The following is a 17,524-nucleotide window of genomic DNA, read 5'->3' on the forward strand; positions in this document are numbered from 1 at the left end:
GATGTTCACTTAGTGCATGAGGGCCATTTGGAAGGGTTCTATCGCGTTCGGGCTGGTCAACGTTCCGGTCAAGCTGTACAGCGCCACCGAAGACCACGATGTCAGCCTCCACCAGGTCCACAACAAGGACGGGGGACGCATCCGCTACCAGCGCAAGTGCGAAGTCTGCGGCGAAGTTGTGGCTTATGAGGATATCGACAAGGCCTTCGAAGAGGAAGGCCGCACCGTGGTCCTCACTGCCGCGGACCTGAAGTCCCTTCCGGAGGAGAACAGCCGCGACATTGAGGTGGTGGAATTCGTTCCGGCCGAGCAGTTGGACCCCATCATGTACGAGCGGCCCTACTACCTGGAGCCGGACTCCAAATCGCCCAAGGCCTACATGCTGCTCCTGCGCACCCTGCAGGACACCGAACGGGTGGCGATCGTCCAGTACGCCCTGCGCCAGAAGACCCGGCTGGGCGCCCTGCGGGTGCGCGGCGACGTGCTGATGCTGCAGTCGCTGCTCTGGGACGACGAGGTCCGGGAGGCCGACTTCCCGGCGCTGGATTCGGACATCAGGATCTCGGACAAGGAACTGGAGATGTCCTCGGCGCTGGTCGATTCCATGGCCCGCGACTTCGACCCCGAGGCGTACACGGACGACTACCAGGTGCAGCTCCGCCAACTCATCGAGGCGAAACTTGAACGCGGCGATTCGCTGGACACCGAAGAGACCTTCGGCGTGCAGGCCGCCGAAGGCGAAGGCGGCGAAGTCATCGACCTCATGGAGGCGCTGAAACGCAGCCTGGACAAGAAGCGCGGCGGTGCTGCCGCTGGTTCCAAGTCTGCCGGTGCGCCGAAGACTGCCGGCAGGGCGAAGTCGAAGGAAGCCACCGCGGAAGAGAAGGCGCCCGCCAAGCAACGGGCCCGCGCCAAGAAGGCCTGAGCCTCCACGCACCTCACGCCCCGGTCTCGTGGTGCGGTTCGGCCACCGGCTTCGACTCGGGCGAACCACGCTCGCGCAGGAAGACTGAGGCGCCTACAAGAACAGCGACCGCCAGGAATTCACTTTGCCAGTTCTGGAAAGACTCAAACCAGAACTGGCTGGTTGCCATGAATTCCCAGGTGGAGACCGCCGGCATCCCGTGGGCCAGTTGTTCCTCGCTGTAGGCCGCCGCTCCGCCCGTGGCGTGCATGAGGATCGAGCCGATGAACAGGATCACCAGCAGGCTGGACAAGGAGTGCTCGTAGACAACCAGGATCCAGCCGCCCTTACGGACCGGCCACGGCGTGTTCGGGTTGATTTCCGCCTTGCGCGGGTCTTCATCCTGTGCCGCCTTTTTGCCGATCGGCTTGGACTCCGATGAGCCCTTCTGGAAAAGGAAGATCGTCAGCACCACGTACATGGCCATCTGCAGGAATTCGGATTCCCAGTTTTCAAAAACGGCCTCTACGAACTGCCCGGTCTGCAGATAGCCGAAGATGCTTACCGGCTGCTGGCCATGCGTCAGCTGGTCGTCGTTGTAAGCGGATGCGCCGGAGACCACCATGCCGCCAAGGAAGACGACAAATAGTCCGGCGTTGACCAGAAGCAGTCCGTTGTTCTTCAACCATCGGGGCATGTCTTCTCCTAAAGGCCGGGTCCGGGCGGGCGCCGCGAGCGGTAGCTGAGCCACAACGGCACGGCGAGCAGCAGGACCAGAAGCACCAAAACTATTGCCCCGCCTGCGATCAGCGCGGCACCCCGGCCGGCAACGACGTCGAACACCAACAGCGCGGTGCCCACGATCAGCACCGCCACCCCGCACAGGGCGCTCTTGGCCATGAAGTCGGCACTGGCGACGAGCACGGATTTGAGCCGCTTCCGGAACAGCCGCCGGTGCACGCTCACCGGCAGGAGGATCAGCGCCGTGGTGAGTGCCGCCACCATCACGTTGAACAAGTACAGGCCCACCTGGAAGGAATCCAGGGTTTCGAATTTCGCCTGGAACGGCAGCGTCAGCAGAAAGCCTGCCAGGATCTGGACGCCTGTTTGGAGCACCCTGAGTTCCTGGAGGAGTTCCATCCAGTTGCGGTCGAGTTTCTGGTTCGGAGACTCGCCGCGGTCGTCATCTTCCGGAATCCATGTTTCGTCCATGTGGCAACCTCCGCTGCGCCTGGGGTTCACGCTATGGGGTGACGGCGCGGAATTCAATGGGAAGCTAAGCCTGCTGAGTATTTTTCCCACGAGGCTGGACTCCGCGCCGACCGGCCGTTAGCGTCGGGAGTGCTGGAGATAAACGCCAACTCAAATTGGAGGAAGCGATGAGCAGCACTTTCCCTTCGCCGGTCCAACCCGACGGGCAGCTTCCCGGGGGCGTGGGCCCGCCTGCCATACCGCCCGACGCCGGGGACCCGCCGTCGCCGTTCGGGCCGCCGTCGCCGTTCCCGCCGGAGCCCTTGCCGCCGGATCCCGATACCCAGCCGCCGCCCTTCGAGCCGCCTATGCCGCCGGGCGAGCCGCCGCTGCCGCCCGATCCGGGGCCGTTCCCCGCGCCCCCGGGCCCGGATACTTTCCCGGTGCCCGGCGATCCGGACGCGGCGCCGCCTGAGCCGCAGCCGGGGCCGGAGCGCGGCTAGGCGGGCAGCTCCATCCGGAATCCGCAGCTGCACTGGAGCACCTTGGTCTTCAAGTAGACATCGAGCAGGTCCGCGGCCGGGTCTGGCCCCGGATCGTCGGTGAGGATCGGGGCGTGCAGGCTTCGGTGGGCGGAGCCGGCCAGTTGCATCGGCCGTCCGCAGTGGACGTATTCGCCGCCGAATTGCAGGACGCCGATAGTGTTTCCGCGTTCGTTGAGGATGGCGGCTGCCTCCAGGAAGATGGCTGTGTGCGCGTAGAAGGTGTCGCATTCCACGCAGATGTAGGCGATGTCGACAAGCCCGTCGACGGGAGGTTTGAGGGGTTCGATGCTGTCCAGGATGAGGTGGTCGGTGGTGTTGCAGTTCCCGCACCAGATGGGCTCCGCGTTCGGTTGCGGCGCCTCGTTGGGAGACGCGGGATGGGAAATCGTCGACATTGACCGGTTCCTTTCGGTTGTCCGAACCTTCTCAGCGCCGCTTCGAAAACGCACCTGCGGGCTGGCCCAGATGCCAACATATTACTAGTAAGCATGCTTACTAAACCAGAGTCGGGGACGTAAGCTGGCAAGTGGCCCGCACCGTGGATCCCGCGCACTTGCTGGCTTGGCACTGGATCAGCATCTTGAGAGGAAGACATGAAGGCATCGCAAACCCTGGCAACAAACCTGCAGATGGTCCTGACGGATCTGATCGAACTCCAACTCCAGGGGAAGCAGGCGCACTGGAACATCGTGGGCCCCAACTTCAGGGACCTGCACTTGCAACTGGATGAACTCGTCGCGGCCACCCGGGCCTTCGCCGACGAAACAGCCGAACGGATGAGGGCCCTGCACGCCCTGCCGGACGGCCGCAGCGCCACCGTTGCGAAAGGGACAAGGCTGGAGCCCTTCCCCGAAGGGCTCACCGCAACCAAGGACGCCGTCAAGCTGATCACCGCACGGGTCGAGCGGACCGTACAGACCATGCGCGATGTCCATGACCAGGTGGACGAGGAAGACCCGACGACGGCGGACCTGCTGCACGCGGTCATCTCCCGGCTTGAGCAACTCGCGTGGATGATCAGCGCAGAGACCATGACGGCGGGTGCCGCGGTGGCGGAGCCGGCGCAGGACTGATCAGGAGACCCTTCCAGCGAAACACAAAGAGCGTGCCTTCCCCGCGGGGAAGGCACGCTCTTTTGCTTAGAACGGTGGGGCCCTATTCGGCGTCGTGGTCCGTTTCGAGGATCTTGACGAGCTTGTCGAGGGCTTCGTCGGCCCCGGTGCCTTCGGCGCGCAGGACCACCACGTCGCCCTGGGCTGCGCCGAGGCTCATGAGGGAGAGGATGGAGGCGGCGTCCATGGCTTCGTCGGCGGGTTCGCCCTGGCGGGCGATGGTGACCTCGAGGTCGAGTTCGCCGGCGGCTTCGGCGAAGATCGCGGCGGGGCGGGCGTGCAGGCCGACGCGGCTGGCGATAGTGGCGGTACGTTCAGGCATAGTGTGTTCTCCTTGCTGGTTCGGTGGCTGTTAGAGGCCGAGGTCGTTCAGGACGGGCAGGTGTTCGCGGACGGTGTGGCGGGCGGCGGCCGCGCTGGGTGCGGCGAGGGCGGTGTGGGCCAGGTGTTGGGCCTGGCTGAGCGTGACAGTTTTCAGGACCGCGGCGACGCCGGCCAAGGCCCGGGGCGACATGGAGAGGGTGGTGACACCGAGTCCGACAAGCACAACTGCCAGGGCGGGGTCGGCCGCTGCCTCTCCGCAGACGCCGACGGGTTTCGCGTGGCCGCTGGCGGCCGCGGCGGTGGCGGCGCCGTCGGCGGTGAGCTTGACCAGGTTCAGGACGGCAGGCTGCCAAGGGTCGTTCAGGGTGGCGAGGGGACCGAGCTGGCGGTCGGCGGCCATCGCGTATTGGGTGAGGTCATTGGTGCCCAGCGACGCGAAGGAGACTTCGCGGAGCACGGCATTCGCGGTCAGCGCTGCGGAGGGCACTTCGACCATGACGCCGGGGGTTTTCAGCCCGGCATCGGCGCACAGCGATGCGAAGTGTGCGGCCTCGTCCGCGGTGGAGATCATGGGGGCCATGACCCAGACCTCGGCCTCGTGGGCTGCTTCTGCGGCGGCGATGGCCTGCAGCTGGCGCCCCAGCACCCCGGGGCTGGTGAGGTCGGTACGGTAGCCGCGTACGCCCAGGGCAGGGTTGGGTTCTTCGGCGTTGGTGAGGAAGGGCAGGGGTTTGTCTGCACCGGCGTCCAGGGTGCGGACCACGACTTTCTTCCCGGGGAAGGCGGCGAACACGGCACCGTAGGCCTGGATTTGTTCCTCGATGGTGGGTTCGGTGTCGCGGTCCAGGAAGCAGAACTCGGTGCGGAGCAGGCCGACGCCCTCGGCACCGGCAGCGGCGGCCTTGACGGCGTCGGCACCGGTGCCCACGTTCGCCAGGAGCGGGACACGATAGCCGTCGGCGAGGGCGTTGTCACCGGTGAACGCGGCCAGGGTGGACGCCTGGGTGGCCCAGGCCTTCGCTGCGATCCGGAGGTCTTCGCCGGGTTCCACCGTGATGGTGCCGGCGGCGCCGTCCACATACACCTCGGTGTTGTCGGCGATCCCGTCCACGCCGGTGGCGGCGACGACGGCGGGCAGGCCCAGGGCGCGGGCCAGGATCGCGGTGTGCGACTGCGGCCCGCCGCCGGAGGTGATGAGGGCGATGACCTTGCTCGGGTCCAGGGTGGCCGTGTCGGCCGGGGCGAGGTCTTCGGCAGCCAGGATGAAGGGTTCCGCGGAGGCCGGGATGCCCGGGGCCGGCAGGCCCCGCAGCTCCGAGACGATCCGGGCCCGGACATCCAGGACGTCGGCGACGCGTTCGGCCATGTACCCGCCGAGGCTTTTCAGGGTGTCGGCCACTGTGGCGGCGGCCTCCCAGACGGCGCGCTCTGCAGTACGCGCGCCGCCGGGGGTTTCGGGCTTGAGCAGCTTGACCGCGGACTTGATCAGCATCGGATCCGCTGCCATCAACGCCGTGGCCTCAAGGACCTCCTTGCCTTCGCCCGACGCAGTCGCTGCACGGGCACGGAGCTCGGACTGGACGGCCTTGGCCGCGTCCTTCACCCGGGCCGCCTGCGATTCGACAGTGACATCCCCGGGGATGTTCACGTTCGCGTGGGGTTCCTGCACCGGTTTGGGCATCTGCCGCACGGGGCCCAAAACCCGGCCCGGAGCGACACCAACACCTGAAAAGGTCTGCATGGATTAGTCCTCTAGTTGCTTTCTAACGGCGTTGTCAGGCTGCTGCCGCAACAGTATCAACGGTCTTCTTCACTGCCCAGCGCTTGAGCGCGATGAGCAGGAGCGCTGTGACAACGACGCCGACGGCAATCGACAGCAGGAACAGGAGGAAGTTGTCGATAGCGAAACCTACGAAGACGCCGCCGTGGGGAGCCTTCGAACCCACCGCGAAGGCCATGGACAGGGCACCGGTCACGGCACCGCCCACCATGCTGGCGGGGATGACGCGCAGCGGGTCGGCTGCCGCGAAGGGGATGGCGCCTTCGGAGATGAAGGACAGTCCAAGCAGCCAGGCTGCCTTGCCGTTTTCACGCTCGGCCAAGGAGAAGCCCTTCTTGTCCAGGACGGTGGAGGCAAGAGCCATGGCGAGCGGCGGAACCATGCCGGCAGCCATGACAGCGGCCATGATCTGCCACGGGGCCTGGTTGGTGACCGAAGCGGTACCCAGGCCGGCGACGGCGAAGGAGTAGGCCACCTTGTTGACCGGGCCGCCGAGGTCGAAGCACATCATGAGGCCGAGGATGATACCGAGCAGGATGGCACCGGCGCCGGTCAGTCCCGAGAGGCCGTCATTCAGGGCCTTGGTTAGCTGGGCGATCGGTCCGCCGAGGACCAGGAACATCAGGCCGGAGGCCACGAGGGAAGCCAGCAGCGGGATGATGACCACGGGCATCAGGCCTCGCAGCCAGCGGGCCACGTTGAGCTTGCCGAGCTGGTGGGCGATGTAGCCGGCCAGCAGGCCGCCGACGATGCCGCCAAGGAAGCCGGCACCCATGAAGCCGGAGACTGCACCCGCCACGAAGCCGGGGGCAATGCCGGGCCGGTCCGCGATGGCGTAGGCGATGTAGCCGGCCAGGGCCGGGACCAGGAAGCCGAGGGACAAAGCGCCGATCTTGAACAGCACCGCGCCAAGGTAGGCACCCAGCGGTCCCCAGGCGAGGGCCGGGTATTCGGTGGGCAGGTTGAAGAGGTTGTTCTGGGCGAGCATCTTGTCGGCGAAGCCGGTGATGTCGTAGCCGCCCAGGAGGAAGCCAAGGGCGATCAGCAGGCCGCCGCCGGCCACGAACGGGATCATGTACGAGACGCCGGTGAGGAGTGCCTTCTTCAGCTTCTGGCCGATGTGCTCGCCCTTTTCTTCGGCCTGACGCTCAGCCTCGTCCTCGGCACCGGCGTGCGGAACGCGGTGGGCGCGGGGGTCCTCGATGGCGGCGAGGGCTTCGTACACCATCTTCTCCGGCTCGTCGATGCCGCGCTTGACAGGAGCGTTGATGACCGGCTTGCCGGCGAAGCGCTCCTTGCCGCGGACGTCGACGTCGACGGCGAAGATCACGGCGTCTGCCGCTGCGATCACCGCCGGGTCCAGCGGCTTGGCGCCGGAGGATCCCTGGGTCTCAACCTGCAGGTCCACGCCGATTTCCTTGGCTGCGGCCACCAGCGAGTCGGCAGCCATGTAGGTGTGGGCGATGCCGGTGGGGCAGGCGGTGACGGCCACAATGCGCCTCGGGCCGGCCGGGCTTCCAGCGCCGCCGATCGGGGCCGGGGCCGCGCCGGGCGCTGCGAAGCCGGCGGATTCCGCGCCTACGGCGGCGGCGACGGGCGCCGTCACTGCTTCGGCAACGTGGGCGGCAGGCTTGTCGGCGAGGGCGCCCTCCACCAGTTCCACGATTTCCTGGGGGGTGGAAGCCGCACGCAGGGCTGCGGTGAAGTCCTTCTTGATCAGCGAACGGGCCAGCTTGGAGAGCAGTTTCAGGTGCTCCTGGTCGGCGCCGTCGGGGGCTGCGATGAAGAAGATGAGGTCGGCGGGGCCGTCCTTGGCACCGAAGTCCACCTTCTGCGACAGGCGGGCCATGGCCAGCGACGGCACCGTCACGGCCGCGGAGCGGCAGTGCGGGATCGCGATGCCGCCGGGCACGCCGGTGGCGGTCTTGGACTCGCGGGCGAAGGCATCGGCGAACAGGCCTTCCACCTCGGTGGCGCGACCGGCGTCGGTCACTTTGCCTGCCAGGAAACGGATGACGTCGGCGGGAGCCTCGCCGAGATTCTGGTCGAGGGCGACCAATTGGGGGTTGATGAGCTCTGTCACTGTTAGTCCTTCGAAAGGGCCGTGATGGTTACGGCGTCGGGAGTTGTTTGGTGGACTGCCGGGACAGTGGAGCCCGGCAGCGAAGCAGCGGCGGCACCGTGTGCCACAGCCTGACGGAGGCAGTCCTGCGGGGTGCCGCCTTGGGTGGCGGCCAGCAGGTAGCCGGCAAGGGAGGAATCGCCGGCACCTACGGTGCTGACGGCCCGGATCGGCGGGTGCGTGGCCAGCCACGCGCCGTCGGCGGTTACCAGGACGGCGCCCTTGGAACCGAGTGTTGCAAGGACGGTTCCCACACCGGAGCCGACGACGGCGGCTGCGGCCCGGGCGGCAAGGCCCGGATCCGCTTCCAGTTCCTCGGCGGTGTGGTGGTCAGTGAAGCCTGCCGCGGCGGCCAGTTCGGCCAGTTCTTCCGCGTTCGGTTTCAGCAGGTCCGGCTTGCCGTCACCGCGTCCGCTGATCGCCGCCGCCAGCGGGGTGCCGGAGGAATCGATCGCGATCAAGGGGGCTCCGCCGTCGTCCGCGCTACGGAGGCGGGCAGCCACCGTGGCGTAGAAGTCCGCCGGAACTCCCGGGGGGAGGGAGCCGGCCAGGACCACCCAGCTGGCGCCCTGCGAACGCTCCAGCAGCAGCCCGATCAGGGCTTCCTGCTGTTCCGCGCTCAGCTCCGGGCCGGGTTCGTTGATCTTGGTGGTGACACCGTCCGGCTCGGTGAGGGTTACGTTGCTGCGCAGCGGCTCGGCGATCGGCAGGGCCGCGAACGGCACCTTGTCCTCGCGCAGGCCGCTGAGTACGGGGTCGGATTCGCCGCCCGGCAGGACGGCCACGGTGTCCAGGCCGGAAGCCACCAGGGCGCGGGAGACGTTGACGCCCTTGCCGCCCGAATGCTGGTGGACGGCGACGGCGCGCTGCACTTCGCCGCGGGCCAGGGCGGCGGGGAGCTCGACCGTGCGGTCGAGGCTGGGGTTGGCAGTCAGTGTGACGATCATGCGAGCACGACATCCACACCGGCTTCGGCCAGGGCGGCCGAGAGCTCTTCAGAGGGTTCGCGGTCAGTAATCACGGTGTCTACATCTTTCAGGGCGGCGAATTGGACGAGGGTTTCCGCGTCCAGCTTGGAAGAGTCCGCCACGACGACGACGCGGCGTGCGGAGGTGACGAAGGCGGCCTTGACGGCGGCTTCTTCGGGATCCGGAGTGCTGAACCCGAACGTTGCGTGGATGCCGTTGGCGCCCACGAAGGCGATGTCCGGCCGGAGCCGGGAGGCGGAATCGACCGTGGACTGCCCGACGGCGGCCTGGGTGAGTCCGCGGACGCGGCCACCGAGGATCTGCAGTGCGATGCCCGGGTTGCCGGAAAGCCGTGCGGCGATCGGGATGGCGTGCGTGATGACCACCAGTTCCCCGTCGCCGCCGTTGCTGCGCTGGGAGGCGAGCAGGCCCGCGAGGGTTTCGGTGGTGGAACCTGCGTCCAGGAGGATGCTTCCGGCGGAATCCTCGGGGATCAGGGCCAGGGCGGCCTGGGCGATGCGGAGCTTCTCCGGCTGGCGCTGGATGGCCCGTTCGCCCACGCTTTCCTCGCGGGTGCTCAAACGGTCCGAGGGGACGGCGCCGCCGTGGACGCGGCGAAGGCTGCCGGCGGATTCAAGGGCGGCGAGGTCCCGGCGGACGGTTTCGGTGGTGATGCTGAAACGTTCCGCGAGGTCGGTCACGCTGACCCGGCCCAGTTCGGCAACGAGCCCGGAGATCAGCTGCTGGCGCTCTTCAGCGAACACATACCCTCCATTGCGTACTAGCAGAATCCGGTTGGTGACCACCATCACATGATGTGGAATTGCTTGACTCTATCTTTGTTCGTGTGGGTATGTCAATAAAAAACAACATAAACACAGATCGCCGGACATGGCTCGTGAGGGCCGCGTAACGCGTGCGTCATGTTGGCGGGGTATTTGGGCTCCCGTTGAGGCTGCTTGGGCCTACCGCGTGCTGGACTCCCGGATGATGAATCGGCCGTCGATACCGCCGTCGTGGTCGTCCCGTTTGGGCGTGCCGCCCAATTGCTCGACGAGGGCGGCGATGGCCGCGCGGGCCGTCGCTTCGGGCATCAGGTCCATCGCGGTGATGGGCGGATTGCTGTTGCGGGTCTGCTCCGAATCCGAGCCGGCCACCAGCAGGAAGTCGCCGGGTGTGGAGATTCCGGCTTCGGCCAGCCGGGCCTGCAGGCCCGCGGCGTGGCGGCCTGTGAGGCAGTAGGCGGCGTCGGGCCGATCTTCCATGGCCAGGATCTGCTCGGCGAGGACCTTTCCGCCTGCCAGCCCGCTGGTTTCCTGCTGCACCAGGATCACGGGCTCCTGTCCCCGTTCCGCGCACCATTCCCGGTAGGTGTCCTCGGTGGCGAGATTCCACTGGTTGCGGTCCGTGCCGATGGCGATTGCGACCCGCTGCGCGCCGTTGTCCGCGAGGTGGTCCAGGACCTCGGCGGTGATCAGGGCGGTGTTTGGTTCGATGAAGCTGCCGTAGGAATCGCGTGCCGGGTCCTTGCCGACGGTGAGGAAGGGGATTTCCTCGGCCAGCAGCAGGTCGATCACGGGGTCGTTCTCCACGGGCTCGGTGATGATGAAACCGTCGGCGGCCAGGGACACGCTCGGGGTTTCCGGCAGGGTGGGATCGCTCAGCAGCATCAACCCGTACCCATGCTCCAGTGCGCTCAGCGAGGCGGCGCCGGCGAAGCGCACGAAGTAGTCCACGCCGTCGGGCAGGAAGGACTCGAGGGTGTCCAACGGGCGCAGCACGAGCGCGAGCACGCCAAGGCGGTTGTTCCGCAGGCCGCTCGCGACGGCGTGCGGCCGGTAATGCATCCGGCGCGCGATATCCGCGATCCGGTTCCGGGTGGCATCGGCCACCATCCCCTTGCCGTTGAGGGCGTGGGACACCGTGGTGACGGAGACGCCCGCTTCGCGCGCGACGTCCCGGATGGTGGTCCGGGCGTTCCGTGGGCTCATGGCTGGGTCTGCTTGGTCATGGTAGCCAGAGTAAGCCCTAAAACACTGGGCTGAAAACGATTTGGGGATTTTTGGTGCAACTATTGCCCAAAACGTTTTGGGTAACTAGCGTCACATTCCACATCCAGCCGTTTGGGGCGGCGCAAAACAAGCTCGGGAGACTTAGTGAACAAGAAACTCATCAGCGCAGGGGCCGCCGGCGTCCTGCTGCTGCTCGCCGGATGCTCGAACGGCGGCAACGCCAAGGCACCGGAAGCCCTCGATTCGAAGGACCTGCTCGTCACCACGCCCGCACCCACGGGCACCCTGGATCGGATCGTCTGGAACAACAACTTCGGCGAACCGCCGTCGATCGATCCCATCAAGGCCGCCGACTACCCCGCCAGCGGCGTGGTCTCCAACCTGTGCGAAAGCCTCTTCCAGATCCAGCCGGACTTCTCGATCAAGCCGCACCTGGCCAAGAGCGTCAAGAACGCCGGCAACACCACCTACGTGTACGAACTCCAGGACGGCGTGACCTTCTGGGACGGCAAGCCCATGACCGCGGACGACGTCGTGTTCAGCCTCAAGCGGCAGCTGGACCCGAAGGAAATCAGCTACTGGGCCTCCAGCGTCACGGCCAACATCGCCTCCGTGGAGAAGACCGGCCCCAACGAGGTCACGGTGAAGCTCAAGACGCCGGACGCCACCTTCAACAACAACCTCGCCACCCCGGTGGGTGCCGTGGTGGAGAAGGCTCAGCGCGAGAAGGCCGGCGTGGACTACGGCAACCCCGGCTCCGGAGTGATGTGCACCGGGCCGTACTCGGTGGCCTCCTGGAAGCAGGGCGTCTCGATCACGCTCGAGCGCTACGACGGCTACTGGAAGACGGACAAGAAGGCCAAGACCAAGCAGGTCGAAATCCAGTTCATCACCGACCCCGCCTCCATCACCAACGCCCTCGCCACTGGCGCCGTGGACGGCAGCTACGACGTTCCGCTGAGCGCGGTGGGCCAGCTTTCCAAGTCCGGCAGCGGCCAGCTCTTCCGTGGCAAGTCCATGCAGAACATGGCCATCATCAGCACCGGAACCGGGACCTTGGGCGATCCCGCGGTCCGCAAGGCGCTCACCTTGGCCACTGACCGTGAGGCGATCGCCAGGACCGTGTATGAAGGGACCTCGACGGCGGCCCAGTCCCTGGTGCCGGCCGGCGGCTGGGCCTACGGTGCCGAGGTGTTCGAAGCCGCCCGCAAGCAGCTGCCCGCCGTCACGCCGAACCTTGAGGAAGCCAAGAGGGTCATCAAGGACGCGAAGGCGGACCTGTCCAAGCCCATCAAGATCGTCTACCCGATCGACCGCACCTTTTACGCGGACATCATCTCCGAGTTCGCCAACGCCGGTGCCAAGCTCGGCCTCAAGATCGAGCCCAGTGGCGTTCCAGGTGCCCAGTTCGGTGCATTCTTCTCCGACCCCAAGGCCCGTGCCGGCGCCGATGCCTTCGTCACCACCAACTACATGAACGTGGCTGACCCGCTGATCCACCTGGCAGCGATCGCCGGCCCTGGCGGCATGCAGAACTACTCCGGCTTCTCCGATCCGAAGATCACCGGGCTGCTGGACAAGGCCCGCGCCACCACCGATGACACGGAACGCGCGAAGCTCACGGTCGAAGCCGAAGCCCTGATCATGGACAAGGAACCCTGGCTTCCCGTGGTGGACAGCTCCACGCGCCTCTACATGAACAAGCGCGTCACGGGTGCCCCGGCGTCCTTCGTCTACCTCTACTACCCCTGGGCTGCCGACCTCGGCGGCAGCGGCAAGTAGCGGCAGGAAACGTGACTGAAAAGGACAAGCCGTGAGATTCCTGATACGCAGGCTGCTGGCCCTTGGCGGTGTGCTGATCGCCTCCAGCATGATCGTGTTCGGCGCCCTCTACCTGGCCCCGGGCAGCCCGGAGCAGTTCCTGGTCCAGGGCCGCACCGTCAGCCCCGAGGTCCTCGAGGCCATCCGGGCGCAGTACTCCCTCGACGACCCGCTTCCGGTGCGCTACTGGAACTGGCTCAGCGGGCTCTTCACCGGGGACATGGGCCGTTCGCTGCTCACCCAGCAGGACGTGGGCGCGTTGCTCGCCAGCCGCATCCCCACCACCCTGTCCCTGGCGGTCTACGCCGCGGTCCTGATCATCATCGGCGGCATCGGCCTGGGCATCCTGGCCGGAACCCGCGGCGGGGTGGCCGAACGGATCGTGATCTTCGCGTCGAACCTGGGGATCGCCGTCCCCACCTTCTTCGCCGCGCTGGTCCTGATGTCCGTCTTCAGCGTGGGCCTGGGCTGGTTCCCGGTCTTCGGCGCCGGGGAGGGCGCCGTCGACCGGGTCTGGCACCTGACCCTGCCCGCGCTGGCCCTGTCGCTGCCCTCGATCGCTGTCATCGCCCGGATCACCCGGACGGCGATCGTCGAGGAGAGCGAATCCGAGCACGTGCTGATCGCCGTCGCCCGCGGGCTGCCGAAGCGGATCATCCTGTGGCGGCATACCGTCCGGAACTCGCTGCTGCCGGTCACGACGGCGGTGGGCATGCACATTGCGGGCCTGGTCGCCGGGGCGTTCGTGGTGGAGTACGCCTTCACCCTGGACGGCATCGGCGCCCTGCTGGTCAACTCCGTGCAGCGCAAGGACTTCGCCGTGGTGCAGGCCATCGCGCTGATCATGGTGATTGCCTTCGGCGTGGTGAACCTGCTCGTGGACCTGCTCTACACCGTCATCGACCCCCGCGTCCGCCTGAAGAAAGGACAGTGAACGCCATGGCAGTGAAGGAAACGACTGCAAGCGAAACCGCAGCAAGCGAAACTGCCGTCCTGGCTGACGCCTTGGCCGCGCCCGCCAGTCCCACCAGCCGCCTGGCCGGTGCCCGCCGCCGTCTTGGCTGGATCGGCATGGCCTGCGTCGGCGTGGTCGCCGCCGTGGTGCTGGCCGCCGTCGTCGGGCAGTTCCTGGTTCCCTACGACCCCACGGTCGGTTCGGTCACCCAGCGGCACCTCGGCTCCTCTGCCGAGCACCTGCTCGGCACCGACCAGGCAGGCCGCGATATCTTCTCCCGGCTGATCGCCGGGGCGCGCACCAGCCTGCTGGGGCCGCTGATCGTGGTGGGCGCGACGGCGGTGGCCGGCTCCGCGCTGGCCCTCACCGCCGTCTGGTTCGGCGGAAAGGTGGACGCCTTCCTGGGCCGGGTCCTGGACGTGCTGTTCGCCTTCCCGAGCCTGCTGCTGGCGATCCTCGGCGTCGCGATCTTCGGCCCCGGACTGGTGACGGCCTCCATCGCCCTGGCCGTGGCGTACATCCCCTACAGCGCGCGGGTGATCCGCAGCGTGGCCCTGCGCGAACGGCACCTGCCCTACGTGAAGGCCGCGGAACTGCAGGGAATCAACGGCTTCACCATCACCGTGCGGCACATCCTGCCCAACGTCTGGACCCAGATCCTCACGGGCTCCACCATCAACTTCGGTTACGCGATCGTGGACCTGGCGGCGCTGTCCTTCCTCGGCCTGGGCATCCAGCCCCCGGAAGCGGACTGGGGCCTGATGATTTCCAACGGCCAGGAATCCCTGCAGCAGGGTTTCCCGGAGCAGAGCCTGTACGCGGGCCTGTGCATCGTGGTCACGGTGGCGGCCATGGCCTACATCGGCGAACGGCTGGGCGGGCGCGCCGCGGCCGGAAGGAGCAAGCGATGATCGGTCCCGAACTGATCGGTATTGGGCAACTGGAACTCGGCATCAAGGACCCGGACACCGGCGTGTTGAAGCCGGTGCTGAAGGGCATCTCCCTTGAACTGGGCCGCGGCGAGGCGATCGGTCTCGTGGGGGAATCCGGCAGCGGGAAGTCCATGACCTTGCGCTGCATCCTCGGCATCGAGCCGCGCAATGCGGCGGTTCGCGGCCGGATCATGTTCGACGGCGAGGACCTCCTGAGCCTGCCGGCCGAACGGATGCGCCGGGTGCGGGCCGGCCGGATCGCCTTGATCTCGCAGAACCCGCACGCCTCGCTCAACCCGGTGCTGCCGATCGAGACGTACCTCCTGGAGGGCATGCCGGAGATCCGCAACGCCAAGGCCGCGCGGCTCCGGGCAGGGGAGTTGCTTGAACAGGTGGGCATCCGCAGTGTGGACCGCGTGCTGAAGTCCTTCCCGCATCAGCTCTCCGGGGGCATGCTGCAGCGCGTGGTGATCGCCGGTGCCATCTCCGGCAAGCCGGATCTCTTGCTCGCGGACGAACCCACCACGGCCTTGGATGTCACCACCCAGGCCGAAGTGGCAGCAATCCTCGACGAGAAGCGGCGGGACCTGGGCATGTCCATGATCTTCGTGACCCACGACCTGGACCTCGCTGCCGCCGTCTCGGACCGCCTGGCCGTGATGCGGTACGGGGAGATCGTGGAAATCGGCACCCCGGAACAGATCCGCGATAACCCGCAGCACCCCTACACGCGGATGCTGATGAGCATCCGGCCCACCTTGGACGGCGTACAGCCGGCACTGGCACCGGCGCCGCAACCACAGATCGGGAGCATCCTGTGAGCAGCAACATCATCGAGATCTCCGGACTCAACAAGACCTTCCGCGTGAGCGGAAAACACGAAGCAGTGCGGGCACTGGACGACGTGTCCGTCACCGTCCGCGAAGGCAGCTGCATGGCCGTGGTGGGAGAGTCCGGCTCGGGCAAGACCACCTTGGCCCGGGTGCTGGTGGGCCTGGAAACCAAGGACTCCGGCGAGGTGTCCATCGCCGGCGCCCCGGTGACGGCATCGCTCCGGCGCAGGGAGCAGCGGCGACGGGCCCGCGCCGTCCAGATGGTCTTCCAGGACCCCAACGGCTCCCTCAACCGTCGGCTTCCCGTGGGGACCGCCGTCGACGAGGTGCTCCGGGCCCATTTCCAGCTCAACGCTGCCCAGCGCAAGGCCCGGGTTTCCGAGCTGTTCCGGAGCGTGGGCCTGACGGACGCGCATGCGCAGTCGCTTCCCGCGAACCTATCCGGCGGGCAGAAGCAGCGCGTGGCGATCGCGCGGGCCTTCGCTGCCGAACCCAAGGTGATTGTGCTGGACGAGGCCGTGTCGGCCCTGGACGTCTCGGTGCAGGCCCAGGTGCTCGAGTTGCTGGACGAACTGCGCCGGGAGAAGGGCCTGAGCTACCTCTTCATCACCCATGACCTCTCCGTGGTCCGGAACATCGCCGACGACGTTCTGGTGATGCGCCACGGAAAGGTCCTGGAACGCGGCTCCGTGGGCGACGTCCTGGACCGGCCGAGTTCCCCCTACACGAAACTCCTGCTGGAGTGCGCACCGAAGCCCGGCTGGAAACCCAGGCGCGGCGTGATCGAACACCTTAACTCAGAGATTGCGAGCTAGACGAAGCATGAAAATCCCCACCAAGCGGACCGTCATCACCCTGGACAGCCCCGACCCCTACGAGCGCGGCAAGCAGCGCAGCGCCGCGCTCGGCGCGGAACTGCTCGGCGGACTCGACACGTACTTCCGGCTGTTCCGCACCGTCGGCGTCCCGGAAACCACGGTGAGGTCCGACGCCGAGCGGCTGTTCGACGCCGTCGCCTCCTGGTCGCCGCGGCTCGCCGCGGAGATGAGCGGCACGGCCGACGGCGCCGGCGTCGAAAGCTGGCAGATCGCGGCCCTGAACGGGCGCACCGAAATCCTTTCCCAGGCCCTCGGCACCCGGCCGGGCGAATGCTCCACGATCGGCCGGAAGGGCAGCCACGTGTTCGGCGTGCAAACCTGGGACTGGCACGAGGAACTGGACCCGTACTGGCACCTGCAGTCCGTGGCCGGGCCGGCGCGGTCCTTCGTGGGCCTTACGGAGCACGGCATGCTGGGCAAAATCGGCATGAACGATGCCGGGGTGTCCGTGTTCCTGAACATCCTCGGCCACCAGGACGACCGGCCGGCCGGGGTTCCCGTCCACCTCGTCGCCGCCGAGGTCCTGGCCAACGCGGGTTCAGTGGCGGAGGCCGTGGACATCGTGTGCTCCGCGGGGGCCACCACCTCCACAGCGCTGACCCTCATGGACGAGGCGTCCGCGGTGACGGCGGAAATCGGCCCTGGTGCGGCCGTGCTCATCCAACCGGAGAACGGGACGCTGGCGCACACCAACCATTTCCTGGATGCGGGACTCGCGGCGGGGGAGAAGCCCGGGCTCTACGACCCGGATTCCCAGCAACGCCTGGCCCTGGTGCAGTCCAGGCTGGACGAGGGTCCTTTGCCCGGGAGTGTGGACGAGATTGTGCCCTTCCTGTATTCCGGTCCGGGCGAGCCGGGCCTCTGCTGCGTCCCCGCGCCGGAGGCCGCGTTCGGCAGCCGCTGGGCCACCCTCGCCACGATCACCATGGAGAACCGCAAACGCGAGATGCGGGTGGCCAACGGCACCCCGCTCGACGCTCGGGGCCAGGAATGGCTGGCGCTGGTGCCGGTGGCCATGTAACGGGCACTGCGCCCACGGGAGGAAGCCATGGAAGACGCGGCAAGCACCACGCAGGGAGCCGAGGCGTAACAAGCCGAGGCACATCGAACCTGGATGGCCCCCAGGAGGCTGGGATGTTCCGCAGGA

General features: G+C 67.2%; 17 protein-coding genes. 8 read left to right on the top strand and 9 right to left on the bottom strand.

Annotated features, from left to right (window positions below; genetic code table 11):
- Window positions 1-16: 16 nt before the first annotated feature.
- Window positions 17-925, top strand: a complete 909-nt coding sequence (gene ku / locus ACZ9CK_RS00625; protein ID WP_476048938.1) for a non-homologous end joining protein Ku — start codon at window positions 17-19, stop codon at window positions 923-925.
- Window positions 926-938: 13 nt separating this feature from the next.
- On the opposite strand, the gene ACZ9CK_RS00630 is transcribed toward ku, so the two are convergent.
- From ACZ9CK_RS00630 to ACZ9CK_RS00640, 3 genes are all read right to left on the bottom strand, one after another.
- Window positions 939-1,601, bottom strand: a complete 663-nt coding sequence (locus ACZ9CK_RS00630; RefSeq protein ID WP_426301704.1) for a DUF6766 family protein — start codon at window positions 1,599-1,601, stop codon at window positions 939-941.
- An 8-nt stretch (window positions 1,602-1,609) separates the two neighbouring features.
- Window positions 1,610-2,116, bottom strand: coding sequence for a DUF6328 family protein (locus ACZ9CK_RS00635; protein ID WP_476048939.1), 507 nt, complete (start codon window positions 2,114-2,116; stop codon window positions 1,610-1,612).
- A gap of 478 nt (window positions 2,117-2,594) precedes the next feature.
- On the bottom strand, window positions 2,595-3,035 hold the full coding sequence (locus ACZ9CK_RS00640) for a hypothetical protein (protein WP_426301710.1): 441 nt from the start codon (window positions 3,033-3,035) through the stop codon (window positions 2,595-2,597).
- A 198-nt stretch (window positions 3,036-3,233) separates the two neighbouring features.
- Here ACZ9CK_RS00640 and ACZ9CK_RS00645 point away from each other — a divergent pair, with 198 nt between their 5' ends.
- Entirely contained in the window at window positions 3,234-3,713 is a 480-nt protein-coding gene (locus ACZ9CK_RS00645) for a Dps family protein (RefSeq protein WP_426301712.1), read from the top strand.
- 82 nt (window positions 3,714-3,795) lie between these two features.
- On the opposite strand, the gene ACZ9CK_RS00650 is transcribed toward ACZ9CK_RS00645, so the two are convergent.
- The 6 genes from ACZ9CK_RS00650 to ACZ9CK_RS00675 form a co-directional block, all read right to left on the bottom strand.
- A complete protein-coding gene (locus ACZ9CK_RS00650; protein WP_426301714.1) occupies window positions 3,796-4,074 on the bottom strand; it encodes an HPr family phosphocarrier protein in 279 nt (92 codons plus the stop codon).
- Window positions 4,075-4,104: 30 nt separating this feature from the next.
- Entirely contained in the window at window positions 4,105-5,817 is a 1,713-nt protein-coding gene (gene ptsP / locus ACZ9CK_RS00655) for a phosphoenolpyruvate--protein phosphotransferase (RefSeq protein ID WP_426301716.1), read from the bottom strand.
- Between the two features lie 34 nt (window positions 5,818-5,851).
- The gene (locus ACZ9CK_RS00660; protein WP_426301718.1) at window positions 5,852-7,939 is read right to left on the bottom strand and encodes a PTS fructose transporter subunit IIABC; all 2,088 of its coding nucleotides are present in this window, start codon (window positions 7,937-7,939) and stop codon (window positions 5,852-5,854) included.
- A gap of 2 nt (window positions 7,940-7,941) precedes the next feature.
- Complete coding sequence (locus ACZ9CK_RS00665; RefSeq protein ID WP_476048940.1) at window positions 7,942-8,925, bottom strand: 1-phosphofructokinase family hexose kinase; 984 nt, start codon at window positions 8,923-8,925, stop codon at window positions 7,942-7,944.
- Window positions 8,922-9,710, bottom strand: a complete 789-nt coding sequence (locus ACZ9CK_RS00670; protein WP_476048941.1) for a DeoR/GlpR family DNA-binding transcription regulator — start codon at window positions 9,708-9,710, stop codon at window positions 8,922-8,924. Before ACZ9CK_RS00670 ends, ACZ9CK_RS00665 begins: the two co-directional genes overlap by 4 nt.
- A gap of 201 nt (window positions 9,711-9,911) precedes the next feature.
- A complete protein-coding gene (locus ACZ9CK_RS00675; RefSeq protein WP_476048942.1) occupies window positions 9,912-10,937 on the bottom strand; it encodes a LacI family DNA-binding transcriptional regulator in 1,026 nt (341 codons plus the stop codon).
- 165 nt (window positions 10,938-11,102) lie between these two features.
- Between ACZ9CK_RS00675 and ACZ9CK_RS00680 the strand changes: the two genes are divergently transcribed.
- The 6 genes from ACZ9CK_RS00680 to ACZ9CK_RS00705 are packed head-to-tail and all read left to right on the top strand — an operon-like array spanning window position 11,103 to window position 17,398.
- Window positions 11,103-12,740, top strand: a complete 1,638-nt coding sequence (locus tag ACZ9CK_RS00680) for an ABC transporter substrate-binding protein (protein ID WP_476048943.1) — start codon at window positions 11,103-11,105, stop codon at window positions 12,738-12,740.
- 31 nt (window positions 12,741-12,771) lie between these two features.
- A complete protein-coding gene (locus ACZ9CK_RS00685; RefSeq protein ID WP_426301728.1) occupies window positions 12,772-13,713 on the top strand; it encodes an ABC transporter permease in 942 nt (313 codons plus the stop codon).
- Between the two features lie 5 nt (window positions 13,714-13,718).
- Complete coding sequence (locus ACZ9CK_RS00690) at window positions 13,719-14,645, top strand: ABC transporter permease (RefSeq protein WP_476048944.1); 927 nt, start codon at window positions 13,719-13,721, stop codon at window positions 14,643-14,645.
- Entirely contained in the window at window positions 14,642-15,487 is an 846-nt protein-coding gene (locus ACZ9CK_RS00695) for an ABC transporter ATP-binding protein (protein ID WP_426301732.1), read from the top strand. Before ACZ9CK_RS00690 ends, ACZ9CK_RS00695 begins: the two co-directional genes overlap by 4 nt.
- Entirely contained in the window at window positions 15,484-16,314 is an 831-nt protein-coding gene (locus ACZ9CK_RS00700; protein ID WP_476048945.1) for an ABC transporter ATP-binding protein, read from the top strand. The genes ACZ9CK_RS00695 and ACZ9CK_RS00700 overlap by 4 nt, the downstream gene beginning before the upstream one ends.
- A 7-nt stretch (window positions 16,315-16,321) precedes the next feature.
- Complete coding sequence (locus tag ACZ9CK_RS00705) at window positions 16,322-17,398, top strand: C45 family autoproteolytic acyltransferase/hydolase (protein WP_476048946.1); 1,077 nt, start codon at window positions 16,322-16,324, stop codon at window positions 17,396-17,398.
- Window positions 17,399-17,524: the final 126 nt, after the last annotated feature.

Source organism: Arthrobacter sp. TE26545 (assembly GCF_056279005.1).